Genomic DNA, 26,109 nt, shown 5'->3' with positions numbered 1-26,109 from the left:
AGGGGCGCGAAGCGGCCCCGGGTTTTCAGCTTCGTCGCATAGGTCGCCGGGGCTGCTTTGCAGCCCTTTCGCGACGCAAGGCCGCTCCTACAGCCGCTCTCCACACAGATCCAGCGTGAACCAGTGCTCGGCCGCATCCACATCCAACCCCGCCCCCAGCAGCGCAAACATCTTGCCCAGCGCCGCCTCGCGGGTCATGCCGCCACCACTGACCAGCCCGGCACCGCGCAAGCGGTTACCCGCCGCATAGGTATCGAACACCACCGACCCTTCCGGGCACTGGCTGATGGCGGCCAGCAGCACACCACGCTGGCGCGCTGCACGCAGCACCTCCAGCAGCGCCTGGTCGTCCGACGGCCCGGTGCCACTGCCATAGCACTCCAGCAGCAGCCCTTGCACGCCACTGTCGAGCAGTGCCTTCAGGTGCGCGGCCTGCAGGCCCGGGAACACCGGCATCACCGCCAGGTTGACCGGTTGGCGCCGCTGGCGATAGCCCAGAGCGGCAGGCAACTCGGTGGCACGCTCGCCTTCACGATGGCGCGGCAGTGCGGCGAAGGCGTCAAAGGCCTCGCTACGCAGTTTTGAAGTCCGGCAGCCATGCAGCAACTGGCCGTGGAAGTACAGGTGCACGCCAGCCTCCAGGCCCTGTTCGACCTGGCGCAGGGCCCCGCACAGGTTGTCCCAGGCATCGCTCCCCGGCGCCCCGGCTGGCAGCATCGAGCCGGTCAGCAGCACCGGCACCGGCAGGCCCAGCAGCAGGAACGACAGCGCAGCGGCGCTGTAGGCCAAGCTGTCGGTGCCATGCAGCACCAGCACGCCGTCATGGCCAGCGTCCACTGCTGCGACGATGGCATCGCGCATCGCCAGCCAGTTGTGCTGCTGCATGTTGGCGCTGTCGAGCAACGGGTTCATTTCCTGCAGCGTCCATTGCACTTGGGGCGCATCGGTCAGCTGGGCGAGGTGTTCGCGCATGCGCGTGTCGAAACCACCGGCCGGCGCCAGGCCTTCGGCGGTTTCCAGCATGCCGATGGTGCCACCGGTGTAGAGGACGAGGAGATTCTTGACTGCACGCATGGAAAGCATCCGAAGCGGTGAGCGGAGGTAGAGCAGCCGCCCACGGAAGGGGCGGCTGGGCAGGGGAGGATATCAGCGCTGCGGCTGAGCTTGGCCGACTGCTTTGTCAGTGGCTGTTTCCGCCTGTGGATTGGCAGGCCAGGCGTTGCGGTCCAGGTCCAGGTCGGCGAACTTCGACGAGTCGAACACCGGCTGCTGGATGCCGGCCTTGCGCTGGTCATCGTAGTCGCGCATCACCCGCAGGCCGACTTTGAACAGCAGGGCCAGGGCTACCAGGTTGACGAAGGCCAGGCAGGTCATGGTGATGTCGGCGAAGGCGAATACGGTCGACAGGTCCTGCATCGAGCCCCACACCACCAGCGCCAGAACCAGGGCACGGAACGCCAGCAGCACCATGCGGTTGCGGCTGAGGAACTGCAGGCTGTTCTCGCCCAGGTAGTAGTTGTAGAGGATGCAGGTGAACACGAACAGCGACAGTGCCACGCTGACGAACAGGCGGCCCCAGTCACCGACCACCGCGGCCAGCGAGTTCTGGGTCAGGACGATGCCGTCACCTTCGAAGCCTGGGGTGTAGAAGCCCGACAGCAGGATCAGCAGCGCGGTGCAGGTGCAGATCACGAAGGTGTCGAGGAACACGCTGAAAGCCTGGACCACGCCCTGGGCACCTGGGTGCTTCACGGCGGCCACGGCAGCTACGTTCGGTGCACTGCCCAGACCGGCTTCGTTGGCGAACACACCACGCTTCACGCCCATGACGATGGCGCTGCCGAGCAGGCCGCCGAACGCTGGGTCGAGGCCAAAGGCGCTCTTGAAGATGGTTTCCAGCATGGCGGGCACGTGTTCGATCTGGGTGCCGATCACGTACAGGGTCACGCCGATGTAGGCCAGGGTCTTGACCGGCACCAGCAGGTCCGACACTGCCGCGATGCGCTTGATGCCACCGAGGAAGGTGATGGCCAGCAGCACCGCCAGGACGATACCGGTGTGGCGCGGGTCGAAGGCAAAGGCGTTCTGCAGCGAGTGGGTCACGGTGTACGACTGCAGGCCGATGAAGGCGAAGCCGTAGGTGACCAGCAGCAGGATCGAGAACACGATGGCCATGCTTTTGCGCTTCAGGCCGTGCTGGATGTAGTAGGCCGGGCCACCACGGTACAGGCCGTCGCCGTCGGCGCGCTTGTAGACCTGGGCCAGGGTGCATTCGAAGAAGCTGCTGGCCATGCCGACCAGGGCCGTGACCCACATCCAGAACACCGCGCCTGGGCCACCCAGGGTTACGGCGATACCGACACCGGCGATGTTACCGGCGCCAACGCGGCCGGCCAGGCTCAGCATCAGGGCCTGGAAGGAGCTCAGCTGGCCTGCCTGGCCACGCAGCGATTCCTTGAAGACGGCGAACATGTGGCCGAAGTGGCGGAACTGAACGAACCGCGAACGGATGGTGAAGTAACCGCCGAGACCGACGATCAGCACGATGAGAAGTTTCCCCGAGAGGAAATCGTTGAGTGCTTCGAGCATTGGAAAATGACCTCGATTCTTATTCTTCGCATGGAATGACTAGCGGACGGCAGGCGCACCGCTATTCGTTGGGGCGCATGGTTGGCCATGACAAAGGTGGTTACAATTTCGCGGGTTGCTCTGTTTTGGTGCGACTTGATGCTAGACTCGCATCATTCGCGTCACCCGAGTCTCTTAGCATGAGCGATCATTTCGCTACCAACCTGAAACTGGCTTGCAGCCACTACCGCTCTATTTCCGAAGTTTGCCGGCAGCTCTCGATCAACCGTGCGCAATTCAACAAGTACCTGAGCGGGCAGAGCCGTCCGACGGCTTACAACCTCAAGCGCATCGGCGATTTCTTCGGCGTTGAAGAGTACGAACTGAATTTGCCGCCCGAGCAGTTCAGCCGCCTGATCGGTGCACGTGTGTCGACGCCGGCCGAGCAGACCGATGACCCGATCAGCGAACTTTTCCGCCCGCTGCATGAGCACGCGGGCAACCTGTCGCGCTATTGCGGCTATTACTTCGAGTACTCCAACTGCATGTCGGTACCCGGCACTATCCTGGTGTCGCTGGTGCACCTGTGGGAAGAACGTGGCCGCTTCCTGTTCGAGCGCCAGGAACGCCAGGAGCGCTCCAGCGCCACCGACCAGCATGCCGAGGTGCGTTGCCGCTACCTGGGCGCGGCGTTCCAGCTGCAGGACCGGGTGTTCCTGATCGACTACGAGTCGCTGACTTTCAACGAGATGAGCCAGACCATTCTCATCCCCAGCTTCAAGAGCCGCATCACCCGCCTCAACGGCTTGAAGGCCGGGGTGTCCAGCGGCGACCGGCGCAACCCGGCCTGTACCCGGGTGGTGTGGGAGTACCTGGGGGAGGAGATCAACCGCATCAATGCCTATCGGCAGGTCAGGCTGTACCGGCCGGATGACCCACGGATTGATGACGATGTGCGCGAGCGGTTGAGTGTGGGGCCGTTGCGTAATAGCTTGTTTGAGATTGAATAGTTGACCTGTCTTTTTATGAAATTTGATGGTTGAGCATTTTCAAGTGGTGCTTTCGCGTTAAAAATAAGTTGCTTTGTGTGCGTGATGAATTTTCCTACGGGGCGTGTAGTGTTTTCCACTAGATGCCCATATTGACCGTCTCATGGCATAGGGTAATATTGCCCGTGGAACGATATTCGTTCTCGATAACTTTAAGGAGTTGCCTTGTGAAATGTCTATATGGAGTAGCGGCTGTAGTTCTTATGGGGGCGTCTGCGGTTAATGCGTCGGTTTTGAAGGGCGAAGCGCCGTCGCAGTTAACGACCACGGAAAGTAAAACGGCACCGCACTTGCTCACTGTTGCAAGTCTGGATCGGTCGAAGTGTAGTGGGTCTCACGCGAGAATGATGCCTCAATGTAATAATTGAGTGCTAAGTTCGGGAGGAGAACCTCCCGGACTTAAAGGAGTGAGAGAATGGATGACTTAATATATTATGTTGAGGGCAAGGTGGCAGGTATTGTCGCCCCTTCCACGGTGTTTTCATATCAAGATGATCAGGTTTTAGTTAATGGTCCACAGGGCATTTCCCGTGCCTCGATAAAAAATGAATGCAGTTTTCGTCAGGCCCTTCTCGACTCGGGAGCATTGGTGCACGGCCAGGCGGAAGAGGTCATGACGATCATCAACCTACTGAGCGATCCGCGGACCAGCCGTACGGTCAGCTACTTTCTTTGCTTGGCCCGGCAGTGTGATGAGGTAATCGAGGATGTGGCCACCTTGCGCAATGCCCGAGTCATGGTGGCTGGGTGCGGTGGCATTGGTAGCGCCCTTTGTATGCTATTGGCGGGCGCTGGAGTTAGGAGATTTTTGCTGGTCGATGCGGATGTCATCGAACCAAGTAATCTGAATCGTCAGCTCTTCTGGACGCTTGATAACGTAGGAGAAAAGAAGGTTGACGTACTTAAGCGGTCTCTCGAGTTACGATTCGAAGGGGTATCAGTTGAGTGCGTACAAGCGTGTGCGAGCATCGACGAGCTATGCTTAATGGCTGCAGACCATGTAGATGCAGCTGCGATTACTGCCGACAACCCGCCCTCGTTGGCGCGAGAAAGTTGGCGATTGGTAAAAGAGCACAATATTCCAGTCGTGTCTGGCGGATATCTTCATCATCTATGTTGCTCTTTTAGTGTGGTGCCGGGAGATTCTCAAGCGATTGAGGAGGCGGCGCAGTCTCTTGAAGGTGAGCAGTGGCTATCACTTCCGAGCGCGATCATGCCAAGTTACGGGCCTATGAATTTTTCCTTGGCCTCAGTGCTGAGTGGTAATTTGATATCTTCACTGGCGAAGCGCTCAATGGGCATGCAAAAAACAACGATCTCTCGCTGGGACTCCAGGGGTGAGGCACACTGCTTTTGATGAGGATGATCTTGTGTGTGTATTTTGTGAAATTGTCGATGGGCGCGCTGAAGGTCATGTTATCTGGGAAGACGAAAAGCATTTGGCATTTCTCTCCATCTATCCAAATACGGAGGGAGTTACAGTTGTAGTGCCAAAGGAGCATCGTTCGAGCTACGTGTTTGAGCAAAGCGATTCGGTGGCCGCTGAATTGCTTTTGGCTGCAAAAAAAGTCGCAAAGATACTGGACAAGAACCTGAAGGGCGTCGCTCGTACTGCCATGGTGTTTGAAGGATATGGGGTTGATCATCTCCATGCCAAATTGTATCCAATGCATGGTACTGGTGAGGACAGTGGGTTCAAGAGAGTTTCTTCGAAGGTGAGGACCTATTTTGACAGTTACTTGGGCTATGTCTCGTCTCATGATGGGCCAAGAGCAGATGATGAGGAGCTAGCTGCACTGGCGATACAGCTGCGAGAGCGCGAAGAATAAAAGGAGGGACGGTATTGCCTAAGTCCGACGGTGGCCGGGTTGGACTTCCCGCTGCGGAAACCGCAAAATGACCCCTTTCCCTCATCAACCTGTTCGGATCTGCTGACTCTATGCGTATGCGCCTGATGCTGTTGGGTGGTGGCAATGCCCTCGGGCAAGCGCTGATTCGTCTCGGGGCCGAGGAGGACATCACATTCCTGGCTCCGCGCCCGCCGGAAAACGGCTGGGCCCCGGCCAGCCTCACTCAGCTGCTTGACGATCATCGCCCCGATGCCCTGGTCAACCTGGCCTACTACTTCGACTGGTTCCAGGCCGAGTCGGTCAGCGACCACCGTCTGGCCCAGCAGGAGCGGGCTGTAGAGCGGTTGGCGGAGTTGTGCCAGCATCACCAGATCACCCTGGTGCAGCCTTCCAGCTACCGGGTTTTCGACGGCTCGCGGGCCACCGCCTACAGCGAGAAGGACGAACCGGTACCGCTGGGCCAGCGTGGCCAGGCGCTTTGGCGTATCGAGCAAAGCGTGCGCGCGGCGTGCCCGCAGCATGTGCTGCTGCGCTTTGGCTGGTTGCTGGACGAGAGCATCGACGGCGCCTTGGGCCGCTTCCTGACCCGTGCCGAACAGCCGCAGGAACTGCTACTGGCTGATGACCGGCGTGGTAATCCGACTCCGGTCGACGACGCCGCGCGGGTGATCCTGTCGGTGCTCAAGCAGCTCGATTGCAGTGCACCGCTGTGGGGCACCTACCACTACGCCGGCAACGAGGCGACCACGCCGCTGGCGCTGGGCCAGGCGATTCTCAGCGAAGCCGGGCAGTACCGTCAGCTGGCAGTTCAGGCGCCGACCGCGCAGGCCCATGCCGCGCGGCCGGACGCCAGCGAGGAGCCGCAGCACGCGGTACTGGCCTGCAAGAAAATTCTTCACACTTTCGGTATCAAGCCGCGTGCCTGGCGCGCAGGCTTGCCACCATTACTGGATCGATTCTACCGCCATGGCTGATGCCCCCATCCTGATCACCGGCGGCGCCGGCTTCATTGGCTCCCACCTGTGCGATGCGTTGCTGGCCAAAGGCTATGCCGTACGTATTCTCGACGACCTTTCCACCGGCAAGCGCGACAACTTGCAGCTGGGCAACCCGCACCTGGAGCTGATTGAAGGCGATGTGGCCGACGCCGAGCTGGTTCAGCGTGCCGCCGCCGGTTGCCGTGCCGTGGTTCACCTGGCTGCGGTGGCGTCGGTGCAGGCCTCGGTCGAAGACCCGGTGAAGACCCACCAGAGCAACTTCATCGGCACCCTCAACGTGGCCGAAGCCATGCGCCTGCATGGCGTGCGCCGCGTGCTCTTCGCATCGAGCGCAGCGGTGTATGGCAACAATGGTGAAGGTGAGTCGATTGCAGAGGACACGCCCAAGGCGCCGCTGACGCCCTACGCGGTGGACAAGCTGGCCAGCGAGCAATACCTCGACTTCTACCGCCGTCAGCATGGCCTGGAGCCGGTGGTGTTCCGCTTCTTCAACATCTTCGGCCCGCGCCAGGACCCTTCCTCGCCGTATTCCGGGGTGATCAGCATCTTCAGCGAGCGGGCGGCCCAGGGCTTGCCGATCACCGTATTCGGTGATGGCGAACAGACCCGTGACTTCCTCTACGTCGGCGACCTGGTGCAGGTGATGGTGCAGGCACTGGAGCAACCGCAGGTGGAAGAGGGCGCGGTGAACGTCGGCCTGAACCAGGCGACTTCGCTGAACCAGATGCTCAAGGCACTGGAGCAGGTGGTGGGCAGTTTGCCGGCGATCAGCTACGGCCAGGCGCGGTCGGGTGACATTCGCCATTCCCGGGCGAACAACCAGCGTTTGCTGGCGCGTTTCGACTTCCCGCAGCCGACCCCGATGGTCGAAGGGCTGGCCAAGCTGCTCGGCAAGGCTTGAGATAGCCGGGGCTGCTTTGCAGCCCATTCGCGACACAAGGCCGCTCCTACAGCAGACCGCGATCTATTGTAGGAGCGGACTTGCCGGGGCGCCGGACCGGTCGGAAAGGGGCGCAAAGCGCCCCTGTTCAGCGATGGCGCACCAGCTTGCGCTGGCAATCCTCCGCCGCCAGTGGCCTTCCGTCCTCTGCCCGTACCTGCAGAAGCCCAACAGCTTGCCCCTTGGCACTGTCCACCAGTTCCGAGCGCATTTCCCCCGCTTCGAACAGAAATCGCTCCCCCCACTGGCGCAACCCCACCACGACCGGAAACACCGAGCGGCCTTTTTCGGTCAGCACATATTCCTTGTAAGCACTGCCATCGGACGCCGGCTGCAAAGCCAGCAACCCGCTCTCCACCAGCAGCTTCAGCCGCGACGCAAGGATGTTTTTCGCCAGCCCCAGGTTCTTCTGGAACTCGCTGAAACGGCGCAGGCCATCGAAGGCATCGCGCAGGATCATCAGCGCCCAACGGTCACCCAGTACTTCCAGCGCCCGGGCCACGGGGCATTGAGCGTTCACGTCGTCGAGCATTGGCAGCACCTGCGTGGTTCATCTGGTTGCATATTAAAACCACATTTGCTAACTATCCATCATGTGGTTTCAATTTGAAACCAGTTGCGAAGGAGTCTGCCCGATGAATCGCTGGATATCCCTCTTGCTTGCCTCTACCAGCGCCATGGCCGTGGCCACGGTCTATTTCGCTCAGCCTTTGCTCGAGTCGATAGCCAGAGACCTCGGCGTGGCGCAGCAGCAGATCGGTTGGGTGGTCGGCGCAACGCAGGCGGGTTATGCCGTTGGGCTGATCCTGATCGTGCCCCTTGGCGATCTGATCGAGCGCAAACGCCTGCTGCTGGTGCAACTGCTGCTCGCCACCGTGGCCTTGATCGGTGTTGGCCTGGCGCAGCAGTGGCTGGTTCTGCTGGCTGCTTTGGCTCTGGTCGGGCTGATGGCGGTCATGGTGCAGGTCATGGTCGCCCACGCCGCCACCCTTGCCACCCCGGCCAGTCAGGGTCAAGCGGTGGGCACGGTCACCAGCGGTGTGGTGCTGGGCATTTTGCTGGCACGTCTGGTTTCAGGTGTGCTCGCCGACCTGGCCGGATGGCGTACGGTGTACTTCGTGGCGGCGGTTGTGCTCATGCTGATGGCCGTGGTGCTCTGGCGCTGGTTGCCCGCCAGCCGGTTACCTGCGCAACGGCCAGGCTACCTGCAACTGATCGGCTCGTTGTTCACCTTGTATCGACACGATCGTCTGCTGCGCCGGCGCGGGCTGTTCGGCCTGTTGATCTTCGCGGCGTTCAGCGTGTTGTGGAGTGCCATGGTGTTGCCCCTGAGTGCGCCACCGCTGGCGCTCAACCATACCGAGGTCGGCCTGTTCGGCCTGGCGGGTATCGCCGGTACCTTGGCGGCGTCGCGGGCCGGTCGCCTGGCTGATCGAGGGCTGGGTGAGCGTACCACCGGGCTGGCGCTGGGCCTGCTGACGTTGTCGTGGCTGCCGGCAGCCTTTGTCGGGCACTCGCTGACGGCGTTCGCGCTGGGTGTGCTGATGCTGGATTTTGCGGTGCAAGCGGTGCATGTCACCAACCAGAGCCTGTTGCTGGCGGGGCGTGGGGCGATGGCCAGCCGGTTGATCGGCGCCTACATGTGTTGCTACTCGATCGGCAGTGGGCTGGGGGCGGTGCTGGCGAGTTGGGTTTATGCGCGCTGGGGCTGGATTGCGGTGTGTGGGCTGGGGATGGCGATCAGTGCGCTGGCGCTGGGGTGCTGGTCCTGGGGGCAACGCGAAAGGGCGACCGAAGCCGCCCTGCCGTGTTCAGGTCAGAACTTGTAGCCAAGGCCGACCATGTACACCCAAGGGTCGACATCGACATCGACCTTGGTCTTGCTGTAGCCCAGTGCGGTCGGGCCGTTGACGCTGGCCTTGGTGTCGATGTCGACATACCAGACCGAGGCGTTCACCAGCAGGTTGTCGGTGATCATGTAGTCCATGCCCAACTGGCCGGCGATACCCACGGAGTCCTGCAGCTTGAGGTTGCTGAAGCCCTGTTGCTTGCGCTCACCGGTCAGGTCTTCATCGAAGAACAGGGTGTAGTTGATGCCGACGCCGGCATAGGGCTGGAACTTGGAGTTAGGCTCCATCGGGTAGTACTGCACGGACAGGGTCGGTGGCAGCTGCTTGATGTCGGCCAATTTGCCGTCCAGTCCGCCGCCCAGGCCTTTGACGCCTACGCTGTGCTTGAACGGAGTCGCAGCCAGCAGCTCCAGGCCGACGTGGTCGGTGAGCATGTAGGCGAAGGTCAGGCCCAGCTGGGTGTCGCTGTCCAGGGTCGCCTTGGTGCCCGACACCTTGTTGCCGTCGAATTTCAGGTCGCCGCTGCTTTCGTTCGGAGCAGTGGTGATGGCACCGGCGCGGACGATGACATCACCCGCTTTGTGGGCGTGGGCAACAGGGGCGGCGAGCGCAAGGGCCACAAGCGAGGCACCGAGCAAGGACTTGTTCATGGAAGCTCCCAAAGGACGTGAGTAATTGAATAGTCCAATGGTACGGAGCTGAATAAACGGAATGTTTGACCCAGCTCAAAGAAGCGTCATCACGAATTCGAAACAGTTCTCACTTGAGAACATAAGCGTATATTTTCTCGGCTTCCATCTGGTATCCGGCGTCGGCCAATTCGCTGCTGGAGGCTCTAACCTGCATCTTTCCCTCGATCCAGTAGGGCTGATAGAGGTCCTCCACACGCACACCCATTTCGCTGAAGATATGCACGATCTGGTTCGACGGTGGCGGTGGCACATGGATGCAGGCGCCGTAGTAAGGCACCAGCAAGAACTCCGTGGTGCGGCCTTCTTCGCTCACCTCCAGCGGCACGATGTAGCCAGGAATCTTGACCTGCTGGCCATCGAGGCTTTTCACCACCGGGGCGTCGGGCCCTTGCTGGCGTGCCGGCGGGGCCGATTCGGCAGACAGCGCATCGCTCAGCTGCGACATGTCGTGCAGCGGCGCCAGTTGTGGCGGGATGATCGGTGCGCCTTCAGGGATAAGCGCAGGCCAGTCCAGTTCACGTACCCCATCTGCCCAGGCTGGTAGAGCCAGTGAGAGCAGCACGGCCAGCAAGAGCTGTGCTGCCTGTCCCGGCCTCTTCGCGGGTAAACCCGCTCCCACAAAGTCCTCCACAGCTTTCAACGTCAGCGCAGTACCTGTGGGAGCGGGTTTACCCGCGAAGAAGGCGATGAGGTTCCGGATCATTACACTGACTCTCAGAGATGAATCGACAAGCCATCGGCCAGCGACTGCCGATAGGCTCGCCAGGCCGGTACGCTGCCCATCAGCAGCGCTGCGCCAAGGATGATAGCCAGCAGCGTCCATTCATGTGCGCTAGGCAAGGCCAGGGGCAGGTACAGGCCGTAGTTGGCCTGCACGTAGCCTTGGGCCAGGGCGATGCCTGCGTACAGCAACCCAAGCCCCGCCGCGATGCCCGTCACCGCCAGCGCCAGCGCTTCGAGTACCAGCAGGCCGGCGATATGCCACGGGCGTGCGCCCACCGAGCGCAGGATCGCCATCTCCCGGCGGCGTTCGTTGAGGCTGGTGAGAATCGCCGTGAGCATGCCAATCAGGCCGGTCAACACCACAAACAACGACACCACGAACAACGCCTGCTCGGCGGTGCCCATCAGGCTCCACAACTCCTGCAAGGCAACCCCAGGCAGAATCGCCAGCAACGGCTCGCTGCGGTACTCGTTGATTTCGCGCTGCAGGCTGAAGGTGGCGATCTTGTTGTTCAGGCCGAGCATGAACGCGGTGATGGCTGCCGGCTGTAGGTCCATGGTCCGCGCCTGATCGGCGCTGATGCGACCGGCACCACGGGCCGGCACGCCGTTGTGCCAGTCGATGTGGATGGCCTCCATGCCACCGAGGCTGATGTGCAGGGTACGGTCGACCGGTGTGCCGGTGCGTTTGAGCACGCCGACCACGGTGAACGGTTTGTCGTCATGCTTGACCAGGCTGATCGCGGCCACGCCGTGCGCCAGTACCAGCTTGTCGCCCAGCTTGTAGTGCAGCGCTTCGGCCACTTCGGCGCCGAGCACCACTTCGAACGGGTCGCTGGCAAACTCACGGCCCTGGCTCAGTTCCAGATGCTGCCGGCGACCGTATTGATAGTGGCTGAAATAGTCCGTGGTGGTGCCCATCACCCGATAGCCACGGTGCGAATCGCCCAGTGAGATGGGGATCGCCCACTTTACCCGCGGGTCTTGGGCATAGTGCTGGTAGCTGTCCCAGCGGATGTTGTTGGTGGCGTTGCCGATGCGAAATACCGAATACAGCAGCAGGTTCACCGAGCCCGAGCGGGCGCCGACGATCAGGTCGGTGCCGCTGATGGTGCTGGCGAAGCTGGCGCGAGCCTCGGTGCGCACGCGTTCGACAGCCAGCAACAGGCACACCGACAAAGCGATGGCGAAGGCAGTCAGAAAGGCGGTGAAACGGCGGTTGGCCAGGCTGGCCAGGGCAAGGCGGAGCAGGTACATCAGGCCTCCCGAGGCTTGGCGGCGCGGTTGAGTTCGGCCAGTGAAAGGTGACGGTCGAACAACGGTGCCAGGCTTTGGTCATGGCTGACGAACAGCAGGCTGGAACCGGCTGCGCGGCATTCGTCGAACAGCAGGCGGATGAACGCTTCGCGGGTGTCTGCATCCAGTGCCGAGGTCGGCTCGTCGGCAATCACCAGTTCCGGCTGGCCGATCAGGGCGCGGGCGGCGGCGACGCGCTGCTGCTGGCCGATCGACAGGCTGTCGGCACGCCGTGCAAGCAGCGCCGGGTCACCCAGGCCCAGGTGCGCGAGCAGTTCGCTGGCGGCCTGGTCGACGCTGCCGTGGCGCTGGATGGCACGTTCGGCGCGGCTGCGCGAGAACCGGCACGGCAACTCGACGTTTTCCCGCACCGAAAGGAACGGCAGCAAGTTGAACTGCTGGAAGATGTAGCCGGTGTGGTCGACACGGAAGCGGTCGCGCGCGCCTTGGCCGAGCATGGCGAGGTCCTGCCCCAGTAGCTGGATACGCCCCTGGCCCGGCCGATTGACCCCGCCCAGCAGGCCCAGCAGGGTGGTCTTGCCACTGCCGCTGGGGCCCTTGAGGAACAACGCTTCGCCGGCTTGCAGGCGGAACGCCGGGATATCCAGCAACGGCGCCTGGCCGGGCCACGCGAACACCAGGTCCTGCAGTTCAATCAACGCCTGGCTCATTTCAGAACGCGACCACGGCCTTGGCGGGCGAGGTCTCGACGCCTTTCTGGCCGTTCGGGCCGATCAGTTGCACATTGATCTTCTGGGTGGCCGGGAAGGCCTTGTACAGCGGGGTAAGGTCGATCTGGGCGAGGTTTTCCGGGTTGGCGCAGGTCAGCTGGTAGTGGGCATTGATGTCACTGTGCACGTGGCCTTTCTCATGCTCGTCAGCGTCGTCGTCAGCTTTGGCCGCGTCACCAAACAACGGGCTTTCGAGCTCTTGCTGGTCTTCCTTGCAGCCGGCGGCCGAGGCCAGGGCGAACAGCTTCAGCGGTTGTTCGAGCTGCTGGCGCACAGCAGCCACCTTGGCCTTGTCGGCATCGCTGCTGGCCATGTGCTCGAAGCCCACCAGGTTCATCGCCGGGCTGTCCAGCTCCAGTTCCAGGGTGTTGCCGTCGAGAACCGCGTTGAGCTTGGCCACGCCATGCTCGTGGGCTCCGAGGGTGCCGTGGGCGTGATCATGATCATGTTCGTCGTGGGCATGAGCCACGGCCAGGGGCAGCAGGGCGAAGGGCAGGGCGAGCAGCAGACGACGCATGGACGACTCCGGAGCGGGCTTAAAGATTCGGTTATGTTATAACAACTTTTCTTCGCGCCGCCAGCCTGCGTGGCGCAGGTTTCATGTTGCGGTAGGATGGCTGCATTGACCTGAGCCCAAGGAATGTATCGTGAGAATTCGTGGACAGATTGGTGACTGGCCGGTGGACCTGACCATCGAGCTGGAGCCTTCGGAATGGGCGCAGTTGGGGCGGCAGATCGAAAAACCGCTGCCTGAGCCGGTAGCCACGACAGCGTCGTCGCGCCAGGACGATGGGCAGTGGAATGCAGCACTTGAGGTACTGCGCCTGGCAGGGCAGATGAGCGGGCCGGAGTTGCTGGACCGGTTGGAAGCGCTGGCCGGGAGTACTGCGGCGGGCAAGCGTTTGCTGGTGCGCTTGCGGCATAGCAGCAAGGTGAAGGTGGAAAGTGGCGTGGATGCGCCGGTGTATCACTGGGTGGGGTAAGGTTCTGGATGCAGGGGCCGCAAAGCGGCCCCGGCATTCTCAGGCTCAGAACATGGCCGAAGACAGGCGACGGCGGTATACGCCAACCAACGGATGATCGCTGCCCAGGAGTTCGAACACCTGCAGCATGGCCTTCTGCGGCAAACCGTTTTCATACGCACGGTTACGCTGGAACAGTTTCAGCAACCCTTCCAACGCCGCCTCGTACTGCTGGCGCGCCAGTTGCTGGATGCTCAGCTGGTAAGCCGCTTCGTCATCCTGCGGGTTCTGCGCCAGGCGGCTCTTCAGGTCAGCGATTTCCGGCAGGCTGGCGGCCTGGCGCAGGAAGGTCAACTGCGCCTTGGCACCGGCCAGCGCGGCCTTGTGTTCGTCGGTCTTCACCGCATCCAGCACTACCTGGGCTTCCCCCAGCTCCCCACGCTCGGCCAGGCAGCGGGCGTACAGGATCAATGCCTCGGCATTGCTGTTGTCTTCGCCCAGCAGTGCTTGCAGCGCAGCTTCGGCCTCGGCGAAACGGCTTTCGGCAAACAGCGCCTTGGCTTGCTCCAATGGCGAAGCGGTTGGCGCGGGAGGCAGTTGCACATGCGGCTCTAGCATGGCGCGGATCGCCGACTCCGGCTGCGCACCGGCAAAGCCGTCGACCGGCTGGCCATCCTTGAACAGCACCACGGTCGGCAGGCTGCGGATACCGAACTGGGCCACCACTTGCTGCTCGACGTCGCAGTTGATCTTGGCCAGCAGCAGTTCGCCCTGGTAACCCTCGGCGATCTTCGCCAGCAGTGGCATCAGCGCTTTGCATGGCGCGCACCACTCGGCCCAGAAGTCCACCAGTACCGGCTTGTGGAAGGAGTTCTCGATTACCAGTTGCTGGAAGTTGGCATCGGTGGCATCGAAGATGTAGGGCAGATCTTTACTAGGGGCTAGGCTCATCGCGACTCTCGCAAATCCGTGATTCGCACCACTATAAAGGCTCGCGGCTGGCGTGGTACAGGCTGACTCGGCGGAATTCGTGTGGCTCTGCCAGGTCTGGCAGGGTAAGGGCTTCGAGCACGCCAAGCTGTTGATACAGCGGGTGGCTGAAATCACGCACGCGCGAGTCGGCCACCAATGCCTGGCGACCACGGCCAAGGAAGGCGTCGAGCAGTGGCAGGTTGGCGCGGTCGTAGAGTACGTCGGCCACCAGGATCAGGTCGAAGCGGTCATCTTCGGCGAAAAAATCGCTGCTGTAACCGAGCTCCACCCCATTCAGTGCGGCGTTGGCGCGGCAGGCGGCGAGGGCCAGCGGGTCGAGGTCGCAGGCCACTACCTCCAACGCGCCTGCGCGGGCAGCGGCAATCCCGGCGATGCCGGAGCCGGCGCCAAAGTCGAGCACACGCTTGCCAGCCACCCATTCCGGGCGCTCGGCCAGGTAACGCGCCATCGCCAGGCCGCTGGCCCAGCAGAAGCTCCAGTACGGCGGATCTTCGAGAATGCGCCGGGTTTCTTCGCTGCTGAAGGCGCGGTCCATGTTCTGGTCATCGATCAGCCATAGCTTGAGCTCGCACTCGGGCAAATCGCTGATCACCAGGCGCGCTTCACCGATCAGGCCGCTGAGGGCCTGTTGCAGGGCAAGCGGCGCCATTTATGGCGCCTTCTCGAATCGCAGCGGGCCGGTGGCCTGGGTCTGGGCCTGGATGATGCGTACAGGGGGCAGGTGCATGATCAACTGGCCGGAATTGCTGGCGCGGCCGCGCAGTTCCACGCGGGCACCCGCCGGGAAGGCTTCGGGGTTGAAACGCAGATGATAGGGAAGGGCCTGGCCAGTGCCGGTCAGGGTGCTGCTGGCCAGCAGCTGTTGCGGGCGGTCGCGGTCGTCGATGACCAGCAGCGCCAGCTCTACGTCGGCGCCGGCGGGGATCTCCAGCAAGGTGCCGCTCAGTTCTCGTTGATAGGCCGGCAATGGGCCAAGCGGTTCGGCGTTTTTCGCTACCTTGGCCGATGCTGGCGCGGGGACTGCTTCGGTTTTGGGGCGGTCACTGCCGCAGGCGGCGAGCAGGGAAGCGCAGCACAGCACGACGAGCGCACGAAGAGGCATGGGTGGGTCCTTCACGGGCAGAATTGTATGGATGTTAACCCCTTTGGCTTGTCTTGCCAGTGCAATGCGCTACCATGGCCCTCCCTTTTTTTGTTGCCTGCCACCATGCACTGTCCCTTTTGCGGTGCCAACGACACCAAGGTCATCGACTCGCGTCTGGTCGCCGAGGGCGAACAGGTGCGCCGACGCCGTGAATGCGTCGCCTGCGGCGAGCGCTTCACCACCTTCGAAACCGCCGAGCTGGTGCTGCCCCGGCTGATCAAGCAAGACGGCACTCGCCAGCCCTTCGATGAAGAGAAGCTGCGGGCCGGCATGCAGCGTGCGCTGGAGAAGCGCCCGGTCAGCGTCGAGCGCCTTGAAGCTGCGCTGGCGCATATCAAGAGCCGCCTGCGCGCCACTGGCGAGCGCGAGGTCAAGTCGTTGGTGGTGGGCGAAATGGTCATGGCCGAGCTGCGCAAGCTCGATGAAGTGGCCTACATCCGCTTCGCCTCGGTGTACCGGCGCTTCCAGGACCTCGACGAATTCCGCGAAGAAATCGACCGCCTGGCCCGCGAGCCGGCTAAAGAGTGAGCATGCCCAGCCAGACCGCGATCCTCGACGCCCATTACATGGCCCGCGCGCTGGAGCTGGCGCGCAAGGGCGTGTACACCACCCACCCCAACCCGCGTGTGGGTTGTGTGATTGTGCGCGATGGCGAAGTGGTCGGTGAAGGCTGGCACGTGCGTGCCGGTGAGCCGCACGCCGAAGTGCATGCCCTGCGCCAGGCCGGCGAACGGGCCCGCGGCGCCTGCGCCTATGTCACCCTTGAGCCGTGCAGCCACCATGGCCGCACGCCGCCGTGCGCCGAGGCGCTGGTCAAGGCCGGTGTGGCCCGGGTGGTCGCCGCCATGCAGGACCCCAACCCGCAAGTCGCCGGTCAAGGCCTGCGGCGCCTGGCAGACGCCGGCATCATCGTGGCCAGCGGCGTGCTCGAAGCCGAGGCCCGCGCGCTCAACCCCGGCTTCCTCAAGCGCATGGAACACGGCCTGCCGTTCGTCCGCGCCAAGCTGGCGATGAGCCTGGACGGCCGTACCGCCATGGCCAGCGGTGAAAGCCAGTGGATCACCGGGCCCGCTGCCCGATCGGCGGTGCAACGCCTGCGCGCCCGTTCCAGCGTGGTGCTGACCAGTGCTGCCAGCGTGCTGGCTGACAACGCGCGGATGACCGTGCGTGGCGCCGAGCTGGGCCTGGACCCCGACACCACCGCTCTGGCGCTCAGCCGTACGCCGTTGCGCGTGCTGATCGACGGCCGCCTGCGCCTGCCGCTGGATGCGCCGTTCTTCCAGGCCGGCCCGGTGCTGGTAGTCACCGCTGTCGCAGATGACCCGCGCTATGCCGCCTTCGGCCATGAACTGCTCAGCCTGCCGGGCGACAATGGCCAGGTAGACCTGCCGGCATTGCTGCAGGCGCTGGCCACCCGCGGTGTCAACGAAATCCTGCTGGAGGCTGGCGCCGGCCTGGTCGGCGCCTTCGCCCGCCACGGCCTGATCGACGAGTACCAGTTGTTCGTCGCTGGCACTTTCCTCGGCTCCCAGGCCCGGCCGTTGCTGGACTGGCCGCTGGACAAGATGAGCCAGGCGCCGCGGCTGAAAATCACCGAAATGCGCGCAGTGGGCGATGACTGGCGGGTCACGGCCATACCTCTGCCGGCACCCGGCGTATAATGCCGGGCTTGCCCCGCGCAATCCGTTTCTGAGGAAGTCCCCATGTTCACCGGCATCATCGAATCCATCGGCACCATTCGCAGCATGACCCCCAAGGGCGGTGACGTGCGCGTATACGTCGAAACCGGCAAGCTCGACCTGGGTGACGTCAAGCTCGGCGACAGCATTGCCGTCAACGGCGTGTGCCTGACCGCCGTCGAGCTGCCGGGTAATGGTTTCTGGGCCGACGTCAGCGTCGAGACCCTCAAGCGCACCGCCTTCATCGACCTTAAAAGCGGTAGCAAGGTCAACCTGGAGAAAGCCCTGACCCCGACCACGCGCCTGGGCGGCCACCTGGTCAGCGGCCATGTCGACGGCGTCGGCGAAATCATCTCGCGCAGCGATAACGCCCGCGCCATCCAGTTCCGCGTGCGTGCACCCAAGGAACTGGCCAAGTACATCGCCCACAAGGGTTCGATCACCGTCGACGGCACCAGCCTGACGGTCAACGAGGTCAATGGCGCCGAATTCGAGCTGACCATTGTCCCGCACACCCTGTCCGAAACCATCATGGCCGACTACCGCGCAGGGCGTCGGGTGAACCTTGAGGTCGACTTGCTGGCCCGTTACCTGGAGCGTTTGCTGCTGGGCGACAAGGCCGCCGAACCGAGCAAGGGCAGTGGCATCACCGAAAGCTTCCTGGCCGCCAACGGCTTCTTGAAATCCTGATTGAGAAGGGGGTGCCGAGTGGCGCTCAACAGCATCGAAGAACTGGTCGAAGACATCCGCCAGGGCAAAATGGTCATCCTCATGGATGACGAAGACCGCGAGAATGAAGGCGACATCATCATGGCCGCCGAGTGCTGCCTGCCTGAGCACATCAACTTCATGGCCAAGCACGCCCGCGGCCTGATCTGCATGCCGATGACCCGCGAGCGCTGCGAGACCCTGAAGCTGCCGCTGATGGCACCGCGCAACGGCTCGGGCTTCGGCACCAAGTTCACCGTGTCGATCGAAGCCGCCGAAGGCGTCACCACCGGCATTTCCGCCGCCGACCGCGCGCGCACCGTGCAGGCTGCAGCAGCCAAGGACGCCAAGGCCGAAGACATCGTCAGCCCGGGCCACATCTTCCCGCTGATGGCCCAGCCTGGCGGCACCCTGGCCCGCGCCGGCCACACCGAAGCGGCCTGCGACCTGGCGCGCATGGCTGGCTTCGAGCCGAGCGGTGTGATCTGCGAAGTGATGAACGACGACGGCACCATGTCGCGCCGTGCCGAGCTGGAAGTGTTCGCTGCCGAGCATGGTCTGAAGATCGGCACCATCGCCGACCTGATCCACTACCGCATGATCCATGAGCGCACCGTGCAGCGCGTCTCCGAGCAGCCGATCGAGAGCGAGCTGGGCGAGTTCAACCTGGTCACCTACCGCGACGCGGTGGAAGGCGACGTGCACATGGCCCTGACCCTGGGCAAAATCTGCGCCGAAGAGCCGACCCTGGTGCGCGTGCACAACATGGACCCGCTGCGTGACTTGCTGCTGGTCAAGCAGCCTGGCCGCTGGAGCCTGCGCGCAGCCATGGCCGCCGTCGCCGAGGCTGGCAGTGGCGTGGTGCTGCTGCTGGGCCACCCGCTGGACGGCGACGTGTTGCTGGCGCATATCCGCGAAAGCGCGGGCGATGCACCGACCAAGGCGCCGACCACCTACAGCACCGTCGGTGCCGGTTCGCAGATCCTGCGCGACCTCGGTGTGCGCAAGATGCGCCTGATGAGTTCGCCGATGAAGTTCAATGCGATATCCGGATTCGATCTGGAAGTTGTAGAATACGTGCCCTCCGAGTGACTTGAGGCGGCATTGACGCCCTGAGCTCGAGTCCAGACCCCTGTCGAGGCCGCTTGTATGCGGCCTCGCTCTTGAAGATGAGAATATCGGAATGACCCTGAAGACCATCGAAGGTACCTTCATCGCCCCCAAAGGTCGCTATGCTTTGGTGGTTGGCCGCTTCAACAGCTTCGTCGTCGAAAGCCTGGTAAGCGGCGCCGTTGATACCCTGGTACGCCACGGTGTCAGCGAAAGCGACATCACCATCATCCGTGCCCCGGGTGCGTTCGAAATCCCGCTGGTGGCACAGAAAGTCGCCCAGCAAGGCGAATACGACGCGATCATCGCCCTGGGCGCAGTGATCCGTGGCGGTACCCCGCACTTTGAATACGTGGCGGGCGAATGCACCAAGGGCCTGGCCCAGGTGTCCATGGAGTTCGGCGTACCGGTGGCCTTCGGCGTTCTGACCGTCGACTCCATCGAGCAAGCCATCGAGCGCTCCGGCACCAAGGCTGGCAACAAAGGCGGTGAAGCTGCCCTGTCCGCACTGGAAATGGTCAGCCTGCTGGCGCAGTTGGAGGCCAAGTGATTAGCGACGAAAGCGATCGTTTCAACCCGCGCGATCCAAAACCTGCGGATGCCGGCAAGCCATCGAAGAGCGCCAAGCGTCGCGAAGCCCGCAAGCTCGCGACCCAGGCCCTGTATCAGTGGCACATGGCCCAGCATTCGCTGAACGAGATCGAAGCGCAGTTCCGGGTCGATAACGATTTCACCGATGTCGACGGTGCCTATTTCCGCGAGATCCTCCACGGGGTCCCGGCAATCAAGGGCGAAATCGACAAGGCGCTGGTGCCTTGCATGACCATCGCACTGGAAGAGCTCGACCCGGTCGAGCTGGCGGTGCTGCGCCTGTCCACCTGGGAACTGATCAAACGCGTCGACGTACCGTACCGCGTGGTGATCAACGAAGGCGTGGAACTGGCCAAAGTCTTCGGTGCCACCGACGGCCACAAGTTCGTCAACGGCGTGCTGGACAAGCTCGCTCCGGCCCTGCGTGAAGCAGAAGTCAAGGCGAACAAGCGCTGATACTGGCGCTGCCGGCCCATGGGTGAGTTCGAGCTGATCAACCATTACTTCGCCGCCGCGCCCTGTGCGCATGGCGGCGAGGGCGTGGTGCTGGGCATCGGCGACGATTGCGCCCTGCTCGACCTTCCCCCCGGTGAACAACTGGCGGTGTCGACCGACACCCTGGTCGCCGGGGTGCATTTCCCCGCTGTCTGCGATCCGCTGCTGCTTGGCCAGCGCTCGTTGGCCGTGGCGGCCAGTGACCTGGCAGCCATGGGCGCGACGGCGATCGGCTTCACCCTCGCCCTGACCCTGCCTGATGTCGGCCCCGACTGGCTGGCGGCCTATGCCGATGGCCTCAGTCGCATGGCCCAGCGTTGCCGCATGAGCCTGATCGGTGGTGACACCACCCGTGGCCCGCTGAGTATTACCGTCACCGTGTTCGGCCGCGTGCCGGCTGGCCAGGCGTTGCGCCGCAGCGGCGCGCGGCCGGGTGACCTGCTGTGCGTCGGCGGTTCGCTGGGCAAGGCGGCAGGGGCGTTGCCGCTGGTACTGGGCGAGCGCGAGGCAGCGGCCGAACTGGCCGGGCCACTGCTCGACCACTACTGGTCGCCGATGCCACAGCTCGACCTTGGCCAGCGGCTGCGCGGCCGGGCCACGGCGGCGTTGGACATTTCCGATGGCCTGCTCGCCGACTGTGGGCATATCGCCAAGGCATCCGGGGTCGCGCTCGAGGTGAACCTGGCGCAGGTGCCAGTGTCTCCTGCTCTGGAGGCCTTCCTTGGGCACGATGCGGCCCGGCTGGCAGCGCTGACCGGCGGCGACGACTACGTACTGGCATTTACCCTTGCGCCTGAGGCGCTCGCTCCGTTGACCGACCTTGGTTTCGCCGAGGTGCACGTTATCGGGCGCGTGCTCGAAGGCCAGGGCGTGACCCTGCGCGACCTGCAGGGCCAGGACATCACCCCGCTTCAACGGGGCTATCAACACTTTAGGGAGACACCGTGACCGACCACCCCAACCAGGTGCCTGCGGAGTTCGTTCCGCCCTCGGTCTGGCGCAATCCGTGGCACTTCATCGCCTTCGGCTTCGGCTCTGGCACCCTGCCCAAGGCCCCTGGCACCTGGGGTTCGATGGTAGCGATCCCGTTCATCCCGCTGTGGCAGATGCTGCCCGACTGGGGCTACTGGCTGTTGCTGGGCGTGATGATGCTTTTCGGGTTCTGGCTGTGCGGCAAAGTCGCTAACGACTTGCGCGTGCACGACCATGAGGGCATTGTCTGGGATGAGATGGTCGGCATGTGGATCACCCTGTGGCTGGTGCCGGAAGGGTGGCAGTGGATCCTCGCAGGGTTCCTCATGTTCCGCTTCTTCGACATCCTCAAACCATGGCCGATCCGCTGGATTGACCGCCATGTGCACGGTGGTGTCGGGATCATGCTCGACGATATCCTGGCTGGTGTGTTCGCCTGGCTGGGCATGCAGATTCTGGTGTGGGCGGTAGGCTGAGGCAGGGAGCGTTTCGATGGCCGTGAGGACTGTGCTGCTGGCAATGATGCTGAGCCTTGCCCCCTGGGTAATGGCGGCCGATGCGTTACCGAAGCAGATTCACCTGGTCAGCGAAGAGTGGATCGACTACACCAATGCCGATGGCAGTGGCGTGGCCTGGGATGTGCTGCGCAAAGTGTTTGAGCCTGCGGGGGTCAAAGTGCTGACCCAGAGCGCGCCGTACAGCCGCGCGGTTGGCCTGGTCAAGCGTGGTGAGGCTGATGCCTGGGTCGGGTCGTACAAGGATGAAAACGACGATAACCTCTATCCGCGCTGGCATTTCGACATGGACCACATCTATGCCTTGGGGCTGGCCACCACTGCGGTGCCGACCTTGGCCACCGTCGGCCAGTACCGCCTGGCCTGGGTGCGCGGCTATGACTACAGCAGTTACCTGCCCAACGCGCACAACTTCCGCGAGATCCAGCGCCGTGAAGGGATCTTGCCGATGCTCGAACATGAACGGGTGGATTTCTACATCGATGCGCAGACCGAAGTCGACTACGTGCTCGGGCAGGCTTCGCAGCCAGAGCGTTTTCGCAGCACCCATGTGGCCGAACTCCCGTTGTACCTGGCGTTTTCCAAGAACGAGCACGCCATGGCCCTGCGCGACCTGTTCGACAAACGCATGGCCGAGCTGGTGCGTAGCGGCGAGTTGAAACCGATCTTCGAGCACTGGAAGCAGCCCTATCCCTTCACCCCGGACAGCAAGCCGCAGTAGCCGTGCAATTGCCCGATGCCTGCGAGATCCCTGTGGGAGCGGGTTTACCCGCGAAGCAGGCGACGCGGTGGGTGGCACCGGCTTTGCCGGTGTTCGCGGGTAAACCCGCTCCCACAGGCGTTGCGCGGGGCACAAAGCCAGGCCCTGCTAAGCATCGAACTTTTCGATCTTAAGCTACGGTATTCAACGAGCGCACACGCGGCGACCTGCTGATACAATCGGCTCACGAGAAATTACCTACTTTATCCAGGAGCACAACGTGCCCGTCGTCTTTGTTGCCGCCTCGAAACTTCCGACTCCCTTTGCGACCTTCACCATGCATGGCTTCCTCGACGAAGCCACTGGCCGTGAGCACGTGGTGCTCAGCCTGGGTGATTTCGCCGACGGTGAGCCGGTGTTGGGGCGTCTGCACTCCGAGTGCCTGACCGGCGATGCCCTGTTCAGCCAGCGCTGCGACTGCGGTTCGCAGCTGGAAGCCGCGCTGCAGGCAATCGCCCGCGAAGGCCGTGGCGTGCTGCTGTACCTGCGTCAGGAGGGCCGTGGCATCGGCCTTTTGAACAAGATCCGCGCCTATGAGCTGCAAGATGGCGGTGCTGACACCGTCGAGGCCAACGAACGCCTGGGCTTCGCCGCTGACCAGCGCGACTACGCCATGTGCCTGCCGATGCTCGAGCACTTGGGCGTGAAGTCGCTGCGCCTGATGACCAACAACCCACGCAAGGTCAAGGCGCTGACCGACATGAACATCAAGGTCGCCGAACGTGTGCCACTGCACACCGGGCATAACCCGCACAATCGTTACTACCTGGCCACCAAGGCCGGCAAGCTCGGCCACATGCTGGGTAACGAACACCAGGGCGAGGTGCCCCAGGCGTGACCCGCGGCGAGGTCAAGCGGCGCCTGGCGCTGGCTTGGTGGCAGTACCTGGCGGTCGGCCTGGTGCCGCTGCCGGTCATGGCCTGGGCCTTCGGTGGTGACGATGCGCTGATCCCGGTGCTGGCGATGCCGCTGTTCATCGCCGGTGCCGCGACCATGTTCCTCAGCCTGCCGCGCTTCGGCGCCTATAAGCGGGCGCTGATCGCCACCTCGAAGGTGCTTGGCACCCCTGAAGAGCCTGCAGCCTGGATAACCCTGGCGCGGGTGCGGCGCATGGCCATGTTGTTCGCATGCTTCCCGGCCTGGGTCGCTGCGCTGTCGGTGCTGGTCGGGCTTGAGGCGGTGCCGCAGTTCCTCCTCGCGCTGTCTACCGTGGTGGTGCTTTACCTTTACCGCATTCCGCGTCAGCTGGGCTGATGCGCGTCCTGCTTTGCCTGTTGGCACTGCTGGCCCTGACCGCGAGGGCCGGCGAACCCTTGCGCGTGGTCAGCCTCGCGCCGTCGATGAGCGAGATCATGCTCGAACTGCGCGCCGATGACCTGCTGGTGGGCGTGCTCGATGGCGGCGAGCGACCGCAGGCACTGCAGCGGCTGCCTTCGGTCGGGCGCCAGGGCCAGCTGGACATGGAAACGCTGCTCAGCCTGAAGCCCGACCTGCTGCTGCTCTGGCCTGGCAGCGTGGCACCGGCCCAGCGCGACCAGCTCAGGCGCCTGGGTATCGCCACGTACAGCGCTGAACCCCATAACCTGAACCAGTTAATCGAACAGATCGAGGCCATTGCCGTGCGTGTCGGGCGGGGCGAGCAAGGTCGTCCATACGTGCAGGCCCTGCGCGAGCGCCTGCAGCAGTTGCGCCAACAGTACCGGCGTGAGCAGCCGCTGCGGGTGTTCTACCAGGTCTGGGACCGGCCGCTGTACACCTTGGGTGGGCAACAGGTGGTCAGCGATGCCCTGGCGGTGTGCGGGGCGCGCAATGTCTTTGCCGACCTGAGCCAGCCGGCACCACAGGTGAATGTCGAGTCGGTGCTGATGCGTGACCCGCAGGTGATCCTGGCAGGTGACAAGGCGCAGCTTTCGAGTTGGAAGGCTTGGCGGCGGCTGAGCGCGGTGGCAGGGGATGGTTTGCTGGTGGTGCCAGACAAGGGCCTGGAGCGGCCCAGCGGGCAGATGATCGAAGCCACCGCTCGCCTGTGCGCGCTGCTGGCGGCTAGAGTGCCGGCGTCCAGGTGACGCTGAACAGCGCGGTGCGGCCTTCTTCGCGGTAGCCATAGCTGGCCCCGTCGAAGCTGTAGAGTGCCCGGCTGTAGTCCTTGTCCAACAGGTTATCCAGCTTTACTTCCAGCTTCAGTGCCTCAGTAGCCATCCAACCTGCACGCAGGCCCAGCAGGCCGTAGCCGCCGAGCCGATTGCGGTTGGCCTCGTCGTCGTAGCTGGCGCTCACGGCTTGCCAGCTGGCGCCTACAGTGAACCGATCAAACTGACGATCCAGGTCCAGGCTCAGGGTGCGCCGGGCACGGCGGGCGAGGGTGTGGCCACTGTCGCGGTCACGCGGGTCGATCAGCGCAAGGCCAAGTTGGCTGCGCCATTCGCCCCATTGCTGGTCAAGTGCCATTTCCAGGCCATTGATACGCGCCGCAGCTACGTTCTGCGGGATCGCGTCCTGGCCGAAAATGATCGCATCGCGCAGGTCGGTGCGGTACAGCGAGGTTTCCAGGCGGCTGTCGTGGGTGAGCTGGCTGCGCCACTGCACTTCATAGCTCTTCGAGCGCTCGGGCTTGAGGGCCGGATTGCTGAACTGCGGGTAGTACAGGTCATTGAACGTCGGGGCACGGAAGCCTTCGCTGTAGGACAGCAGCACATCGTTCTGGGCATTCAACGGTACAGTGAGGCTGCCGCTCCAGGTAGTCTGGCCACCGAACTGCTGGTTCTGGTCGCGGCGTACGCCCACCTCGGTGGAAAAACGTTCTCCGCTGTATCGGTGCTGGATGAACGCTGCACGGTTCCAGCGGCTGTCCTCGGTGAAGTCGGTACTGCCGTGCACACGGTCTTCGTACCAGTCGCCTCCCAGCAGCAGGTTATGCCGTTCGGCCAGGGCCAGGTCGTTCTGCCAGGTGACCTGATCGCGGTAGGTGTTGAACACGAAACGCTCGTCGCTGAGCTTGTCGCGCTTGTCGTCACGGTTTTCGCTGTGGCCAACCTCAAGGCGCGAATGCCACAGCTCGTTGAGCTGCGCATCGAAGTAGCTGCCCAGGCTGCTGACGCTGAAGTCGGTGTAGGGTTTTTGCCCGAAACTCTGGAAGGTGACCGGGTCGAAACGGCCGAACGGGTTGTCGTATTCGCTGCGGCCGCGGCTGTCGAGCAGGTTCAGGCCGGCTTCGAAACGCTCGCCGAAGGTGTGGCTCAGGCTGAGGTTGAGCGACTTGTTACGGTAGGCGTCGTGGTCGCCGTCGCTGGCGAACGACGGCCCGGTTGAGTCGATGCCCGCGGTTTCATCAAGGCTGGCGCCGAGGTTGAAACGCGTGGCGTTGTCACCGCCGGAAAGCCCCAGGCTACGCTGGAACGTCTGGTTGCTGCCCGCCGCCAGGCGCAGGCGCGGTTGCAGGCCGGGGCCGCTGCTGCGGCGGGTGAAGATCTGGATCACCCCGCC

At 63.3% G+C, this 26,109-nt stretch carries 31 protein-coding genes; 19 read left to right on the top strand and 12 right to left on the bottom strand.

What is annotated here, in order from left to right:
• Positions 1-87: 87 nt before the first annotated feature.
• Both APH27_RS18550 and APH27_RS18545 read right to left on the bottom strand, forming a co-directional pair.
• Positions 88-1,074, bottom strand: coding sequence for an asparaginase (locus APH27_RS18550; protein WP_060485607.1), 987 nt, complete (start codon positions 1,072-1,074; stop codon positions 88-90).
• Between the two features lie 72 nt (positions 1,075-1,146).
• Positions 1,147-2,589 (bottom strand): sodium:alanine symporter family protein, encoded by a 1,443-nt coding sequence (locus APH27_RS18545; protein ID WP_027917831.1) that lies wholly within the window; start codon positions 2,587-2,589, stop codon positions 1,147-1,149.
• Positions 2,590-2,768: 179 nt separating this feature from the next.
• On the opposite strand from APH27_RS18545, the gene APH27_RS18540 reads away from it, so the two are divergent.
• From APH27_RS18540 to APH27_RS18520, 5 genes are all read left to right on the top strand, one after another.
• Complete coding sequence (locus APH27_RS18540) at positions 2,769-3,578, top strand: helix-turn-helix transcriptional regulator (protein ID WP_027917830.1); 810 nt, start codon at positions 2,769-2,771, stop codon at positions 3,576-3,578.
• A 454-nt stretch (positions 3,579-4,032) separates the two neighbouring features.
• On the top strand, positions 4,033-4,974 hold the full coding sequence (locus APH27_RS18535; protein ID WP_060485606.1) for a ThiF family adenylyltransferase: 942 nt from the start codon (positions 4,033-4,035) through the stop codon (positions 4,972-4,974).
• The gene (locus tag APH27_RS18530) at positions 4,955-5,446 is read left to right on the top strand and encodes an HIT family protein (RefSeq protein ID WP_060485605.1); all 492 of its coding nucleotides are present in this window, start codon (positions 4,955-4,957) and stop codon (positions 5,444-5,446) included. Before APH27_RS18535 ends, APH27_RS18530 begins: the two co-directional genes overlap by 20 nt.
• Positions 5,447-5,556: 110 nt before the next feature.
• Positions 5,557-6,441, top strand: a complete 885-nt coding sequence (locus APH27_RS18525; protein WP_060485604.1) for a sugar nucleotide-binding protein — start codon at positions 5,557-5,559, stop codon at positions 6,439-6,441.
• Positions 6,434-7,366 carry an NAD-dependent epimerase/dehydratase family protein gene (locus APH27_RS18520; protein WP_027917828.1) on the top strand — a complete coding sequence of 311 codons (933 nt, stop codon included), beginning with the start codon at positions 6,434-6,436 and terminating at the stop codon, positions 7,364-7,366. Before APH27_RS18525 ends, APH27_RS18520 begins: the two co-directional genes overlap by 8 nt.
• A 127-nt stretch (positions 7,367-7,493) precedes the next feature.
• Here the strand turns inward: APH27_RS18520 and APH27_RS18515 are convergent, their stop codons facing one another.
• Positions 7,494-7,937, bottom strand: coding sequence for a helix-turn-helix domain-containing protein (locus tag APH27_RS18515; RefSeq protein WP_027917827.1), 444 nt, complete (start codon positions 7,935-7,937; stop codon positions 7,494-7,496).
• A 103-nt stretch (positions 7,938-8,040) separates the two neighbouring features.
• Here APH27_RS18515 and APH27_RS18510 point away from each other — a divergent pair, with 103 nt between their 5' ends.
• A complete protein-coding gene (locus APH27_RS18510; RefSeq protein ID WP_082435195.1) occupies positions 8,041-9,234 on the top strand; it encodes an MFS transporter in 1,194 nt (397 codons plus the stop codon).
• Here APH27_RS18510 and APH27_RS18505 read toward each other — a convergent pair.
• The 5 genes from APH27_RS18505 to APH27_RS18485 all read right to left on the bottom strand — a co-directional run bounded on the left by APH27_RS18505 (position 9,222) and on the right by APH27_RS18485 (position 13,214).
• The gene (locus APH27_RS18505; protein WP_027917825.1) at positions 9,222-9,905 is read right to left on the bottom strand and encodes an OmpW family protein; all 684 of its coding nucleotides are present in this window, start codon (positions 9,903-9,905) and stop codon (positions 9,222-9,224) included. The genes APH27_RS18510 and APH27_RS18505 overlap by 13 nt on opposite strands.
• Positions 9,906-10,014: 109 nt before the next feature.
• Positions 10,015-10,650, bottom strand: coding sequence for a DUF3299 domain-containing protein (locus tag APH27_RS18500; protein WP_256250632.1), 636 nt, complete (start codon positions 10,648-10,650; stop codon positions 10,015-10,017).
• Positions 10,651-10,661: 11 nt separating this feature from the next.
• Positions 10,662-11,927 carry an ABC transporter permease gene (locus APH27_RS18495; protein ID WP_027917823.1) on the bottom strand — a complete coding sequence of 422 codons (1,266 nt, stop codon included), beginning with the start codon at positions 11,925-11,927 and terminating at the stop codon, positions 10,662-10,664.
• Positions 11,927-12,637 carry an ABC transporter ATP-binding protein gene (locus APH27_RS18490; protein WP_060485601.1) on the bottom strand — a complete coding sequence of 237 codons (711 nt, stop codon included), beginning with the start codon at positions 12,635-12,637 and terminating at the stop codon, positions 11,927-11,929. Before APH27_RS18490 ends, APH27_RS18495 begins: the two co-directional genes overlap by 1 nt.
• 1 nt (position 12,638) lies before the next feature.
• A complete protein-coding gene (locus tag APH27_RS18485; protein WP_027917821.1) occupies positions 12,639-13,214 on the bottom strand; it encodes a DUF2796 domain-containing protein in 576 nt (191 codons plus the stop codon).
• 130 nt (positions 13,215-13,344) lie between these two features.
• On the opposite strand from APH27_RS18485, the gene APH27_RS18480 reads away from it, so the two are divergent.
• Positions 13,345-13,680, top strand: a complete 336-nt coding sequence (locus APH27_RS18480; RefSeq protein WP_060485600.1) for a hypothetical protein — start codon at positions 13,345-13,347, stop codon at positions 13,678-13,680.
• Positions 13,681-13,725: 45 nt separating this feature from the next.
• Here the strand turns inward: APH27_RS18480 and trxA are convergent, their stop codons facing one another.
• From trxA to APH27_RS18465, 3 genes are read right to left on the bottom strand one after another with little or no spacing between them, the layout of a single operon-like run.
• Complete coding sequence (trxA, locus tag APH27_RS18475) at positions 13,726-14,610, bottom strand: thioredoxin (protein WP_060485599.1); 885 nt, start codon at positions 14,608-14,610, stop codon at positions 13,726-13,728.
• Between the two features lie 31 nt (positions 14,611-14,641).
• A complete protein-coding gene (locus tag APH27_RS18470) occupies positions 14,642-15,301 on the bottom strand; it encodes a methyltransferase (RefSeq protein WP_027917818.1) in 660 nt (219 codons plus the stop codon).
• Entirely contained in the window at positions 15,302-15,754 is a 453-nt protein-coding gene (locus tag APH27_RS18465) for a YbaY family lipoprotein (RefSeq protein ID WP_060485598.1), read from the bottom strand.
• A 105-nt stretch (positions 15,755-15,859) separates the two neighbouring features.
• Between APH27_RS18465 and nrdR the strand changes: the two genes are divergently transcribed.
• From nrdR to APH27_RS18405, 12 genes are all read left to right on the top strand, one after another.
• Positions 15,860-16,324, top strand: coding sequence for a transcriptional regulator NrdR (gene nrdR, locus APH27_RS18460; protein WP_003255402.1), 465 nt, complete (start codon positions 15,860-15,862; stop codon positions 16,322-16,324).
• 2 nt (positions 16,325-16,326) lie between these two features.
• Positions 16,327-17,457, top strand: a complete 1,131-nt coding sequence (ribD, locus tag APH27_RS18455; RefSeq protein ID WP_060485597.1) for a bifunctional diaminohydroxyphosphoribosylaminopyrimidine deaminase/5-amino-6-(5-phosphoribosylamino)uracil reductase RibD — start codon at positions 16,327-16,329, stop codon at positions 17,455-17,457.
• 42 nt (positions 17,458-17,499) lie between these two features.
• The gene (locus tag APH27_RS18450; protein WP_027594907.1) at positions 17,500-18,165 is read left to right on the top strand and encodes a riboflavin synthase; all 666 of its coding nucleotides are present in this window, start codon (positions 17,500-17,502) and stop codon (positions 18,163-18,165) included.
• Positions 18,166-18,183: 18 nt separating this feature from the next.
• On the top strand, positions 18,184-19,275 hold the full coding sequence (gene ribBA, locus APH27_RS18445; RefSeq protein WP_060485596.1) for a bifunctional 3,4-dihydroxy-2-butanone-4-phosphate synthase/GTP cyclohydrolase II: 1,092 nt from the start codon (positions 18,184-18,186) through the stop codon (positions 19,273-19,275).
• Between the two features lie 91 nt (positions 19,276-19,366).
• Complete coding sequence (gene ribE, locus APH27_RS18440; protein WP_027917814.1) at positions 19,367-19,843, top strand: 6,7-dimethyl-8-ribityllumazine synthase; 477 nt, start codon at positions 19,367-19,369, stop codon at positions 19,841-19,843.
• A complete protein-coding gene (gene nusB, locus APH27_RS18435) occupies positions 19,840-20,340 on the top strand; it encodes a transcription antitermination factor NusB (RefSeq protein ID WP_003255393.1) in 501 nt (166 codons plus the stop codon). Before ribE ends, nusB begins: the two co-directional genes overlap by 4 nt.
• An 18-nt stretch (positions 20,341-20,358) precedes the next feature.
• A complete protein-coding gene (gene thiL, locus APH27_RS18430) occupies positions 20,359-21,327 on the top strand; it encodes a thiamine-phosphate kinase (protein ID WP_060485595.1) in 969 nt (322 codons plus the stop codon).
• Entirely contained in the window at positions 21,324-21,827 is a 504-nt protein-coding gene (locus APH27_RS18425) for a phosphatidylglycerophosphatase A (RefSeq protein ID WP_027917812.1), read from the top strand. The genes thiL and APH27_RS18425 overlap by 4 nt, the downstream gene beginning before the upstream one ends.
• A gap of 16 nt (positions 21,828-21,843) precedes the next feature.
• Positions 21,844-22,587 carry an ABC transporter substrate-binding protein gene (locus APH27_RS18420; RefSeq protein WP_060485594.1) on the top strand — a complete coding sequence of 248 codons (744 nt, stop codon included), beginning with the start codon at positions 21,844-21,846 and terminating at the stop codon, positions 22,585-22,587.
• 259 nt (positions 22,588-22,846) lie between these two features.
• Positions 22,847-23,464 carry a GTP cyclohydrolase II gene (gene ribA, locus APH27_RS18415; protein WP_027917810.1) on the top strand — a complete coding sequence of 206 codons (618 nt, stop codon included), beginning with the start codon at positions 22,847-22,849 and terminating at the stop codon, positions 23,462-23,464.
• Complete coding sequence (locus APH27_RS18410; protein ID WP_060485593.1) at positions 23,461-23,880, top strand: hypothetical protein; 420 nt, start codon at positions 23,461-23,463, stop codon at positions 23,878-23,880. Before ribA ends, APH27_RS18410 begins: the two co-directional genes overlap by 4 nt.
• Positions 23,880-24,692 (top strand): cobalamin-binding protein, encoded by an 813-nt coding sequence (locus tag APH27_RS18405; RefSeq protein ID WP_060485592.1) that lies wholly within the window; start codon positions 23,880-23,882, stop codon positions 24,690-24,692. The genes APH27_RS18410 and APH27_RS18405 overlap by 1 nt, the downstream gene beginning before the upstream one ends.
• Here the strand turns inward: APH27_RS18405 and APH27_RS18400 are convergent.
• Positions 24,670-26,109 (bottom strand): TonB-dependent receptor domain-containing protein (locus APH27_RS18400; RefSeq protein WP_060485591.1); only part of this gene is annotated, 1,440 nt, incomplete at its 5' end. The two genes, APH27_RS18405 and APH27_RS18400, sit on opposite strands and share 23 nt — an antisense overlap.

The organism is Pseudomonas sp. NBRC 111123 (assembly GCF_001320205.1).
Lineage (GTDB): Bacteria > Pseudomonadota > Gammaproteobacteria > Pseudomonadales > Pseudomonadaceae > Aquipseudomonas > Aquipseudomonas putida_J.
Note: the sequence above shows the minus strand (reverse complement) of the source record. Positions and strands in the feature narration are given on the sequence as shown.

Excerpts from the sequence above, each read along its gene's own strand:
- APH27_RS18550 (WP_060485607.1), bottom strand. The coding sequence starts at position 1,074 with ATGCGTGCAGTCAAGAATCTCCTCGTCCTCTACACCGGTGGCACCATC.
- APH27_RS18545 (WP_027917831.1), bottom strand. The coding sequence starts at position 2,589 with ATGCTCGAAGCACTCAACGATTTCCTCTCGGGGAAACTTCTCATCGTG.
- APH27_RS18540 (WP_027917830.1), top strand. The coding sequence starts at position 2,769 with ATGAGCGATCATTTCGCTACCAACCTGAAACTGGCTTGCAGCCACTAC.
- APH27_RS18535 (WP_060485606.1), top strand. The coding sequence starts at position 4,033 with ATGGATGACTTAATATATTATGTTGAGGGCAAGGTGGCAGGTATTGTC.
- APH27_RS18525 (WP_060485604.1), top strand. The coding sequence starts at position 5,557 with ATGCGTATGCGCCTGATGCTGTTGGGTGGTGGCAATGCCCTCGGGCAA.
- APH27_RS18520 (WP_027917828.1), top strand. The coding sequence starts at position 6,434 with ATGGCTGATGCCCCCATCCTGATCACCGGCGGCGCCGGCTTCATTGGC.
- APH27_RS18515 (WP_027917827.1), bottom strand. The coding sequence starts at position 7,937 with ATGCTCGACGACGTGAACGCTCAATGCCCCGTGGCCCGGGCGCTGGAA.
- APH27_RS18510 (WP_082435195.1), top strand. The coding sequence starts at position 8,041 with ATGAATCGCTGGATATCCCTCTTGCTTGCCTCTACCAGCGCCATGGCC.
- APH27_RS18505 (WP_027917825.1), bottom strand. The coding sequence starts at position 9,905 with ATGAACAAGTCCTTGCTCGGTGCCTCGCTTGTGGCCCTTGCGCTCGCC.
- APH27_RS18500 (WP_256250632.1), bottom strand. The coding sequence starts at position 10,650 with ATGATCCGGAACCTCATCGCCTTCTTCGCGGGTAAACCCGCTCCCACA.
- APH27_RS18495 (WP_027917823.1), bottom strand. The coding sequence starts at position 11,927 with ATGTACCTGCTCCGCCTTGCCCTGGCCAGCCTGGCCAACCGCCGTTTC.
- APH27_RS18490 (WP_060485601.1), bottom strand. The coding sequence starts at position 12,637 with ATGAGCCAGGCGTTGATTGAACTGCAGGACCTGGTGTTCGCGTGGCCC.
- APH27_RS18485 (WP_027917821.1), bottom strand. The coding sequence starts at position 13,214 with ATGCGTCGTCTGCTGCTCGCCCTGCCCTTCGCCCTGCTGCCCCTGGCC.
- trxA (WP_060485599.1), bottom strand. The coding sequence starts at position 14,610 with ATGAGCCTAGCCCCTAGTAAAGATCTGCCCTACATCTTCGATGCCACC.
- APH27_RS18470 (WP_027917818.1), bottom strand. The coding sequence starts at position 15,301 with ATGGCGCCGCTTGCCCTGCAACAGGCCCTCAGCGGCCTGATCGGTGAA.
- APH27_RS18465 (WP_060485598.1), bottom strand. The coding sequence starts at position 15,754 with ATGCCTCTTCGTGCGCTCGTCGTGCTGTGCTGCGCTTCCCTGCTCGCC.
- nrdR (WP_003255402.1), top strand. The coding sequence starts at position 15,860 with ATGCACTGTCCCTTTTGCGGTGCCAACGACACCAAGGTCATCGACTCG.
- ribD (WP_060485597.1), top strand. The coding sequence starts at position 16,327 with ATGCCCAGCCAGACCGCGATCCTCGACGCCCATTACATGGCCCGCGCG.
- APH27_RS18450 (WP_027594907.1), top strand. The coding sequence starts at position 17,500 with ATGTTCACCGGCATCATCGAATCCATCGGCACCATTCGCAGCATGACC.
- ribE (WP_027917814.1), top strand. The coding sequence starts at position 19,367 with ATGACCCTGAAGACCATCGAAGGTACCTTCATCGCCCCCAAAGGTCGC.
- thiL (WP_060485595.1), top strand. The coding sequence starts at position 20,359 with ATGGGTGAGTTCGAGCTGATCAACCATTACTTCGCCGCCGCGCCCTGT.
- APH27_RS18420 (WP_060485594.1), top strand. The coding sequence starts at position 21,844 with ATGGCCGTGAGGACTGTGCTGCTGGCAATGATGCTGAGCCTTGCCCCC.
- APH27_RS18405 (WP_060485592.1), top strand. The coding sequence starts at position 23,880 with ATGCGCGTCCTGCTTTGCCTGTTGGCACTGCTGGCCCTGACCGCGAGG.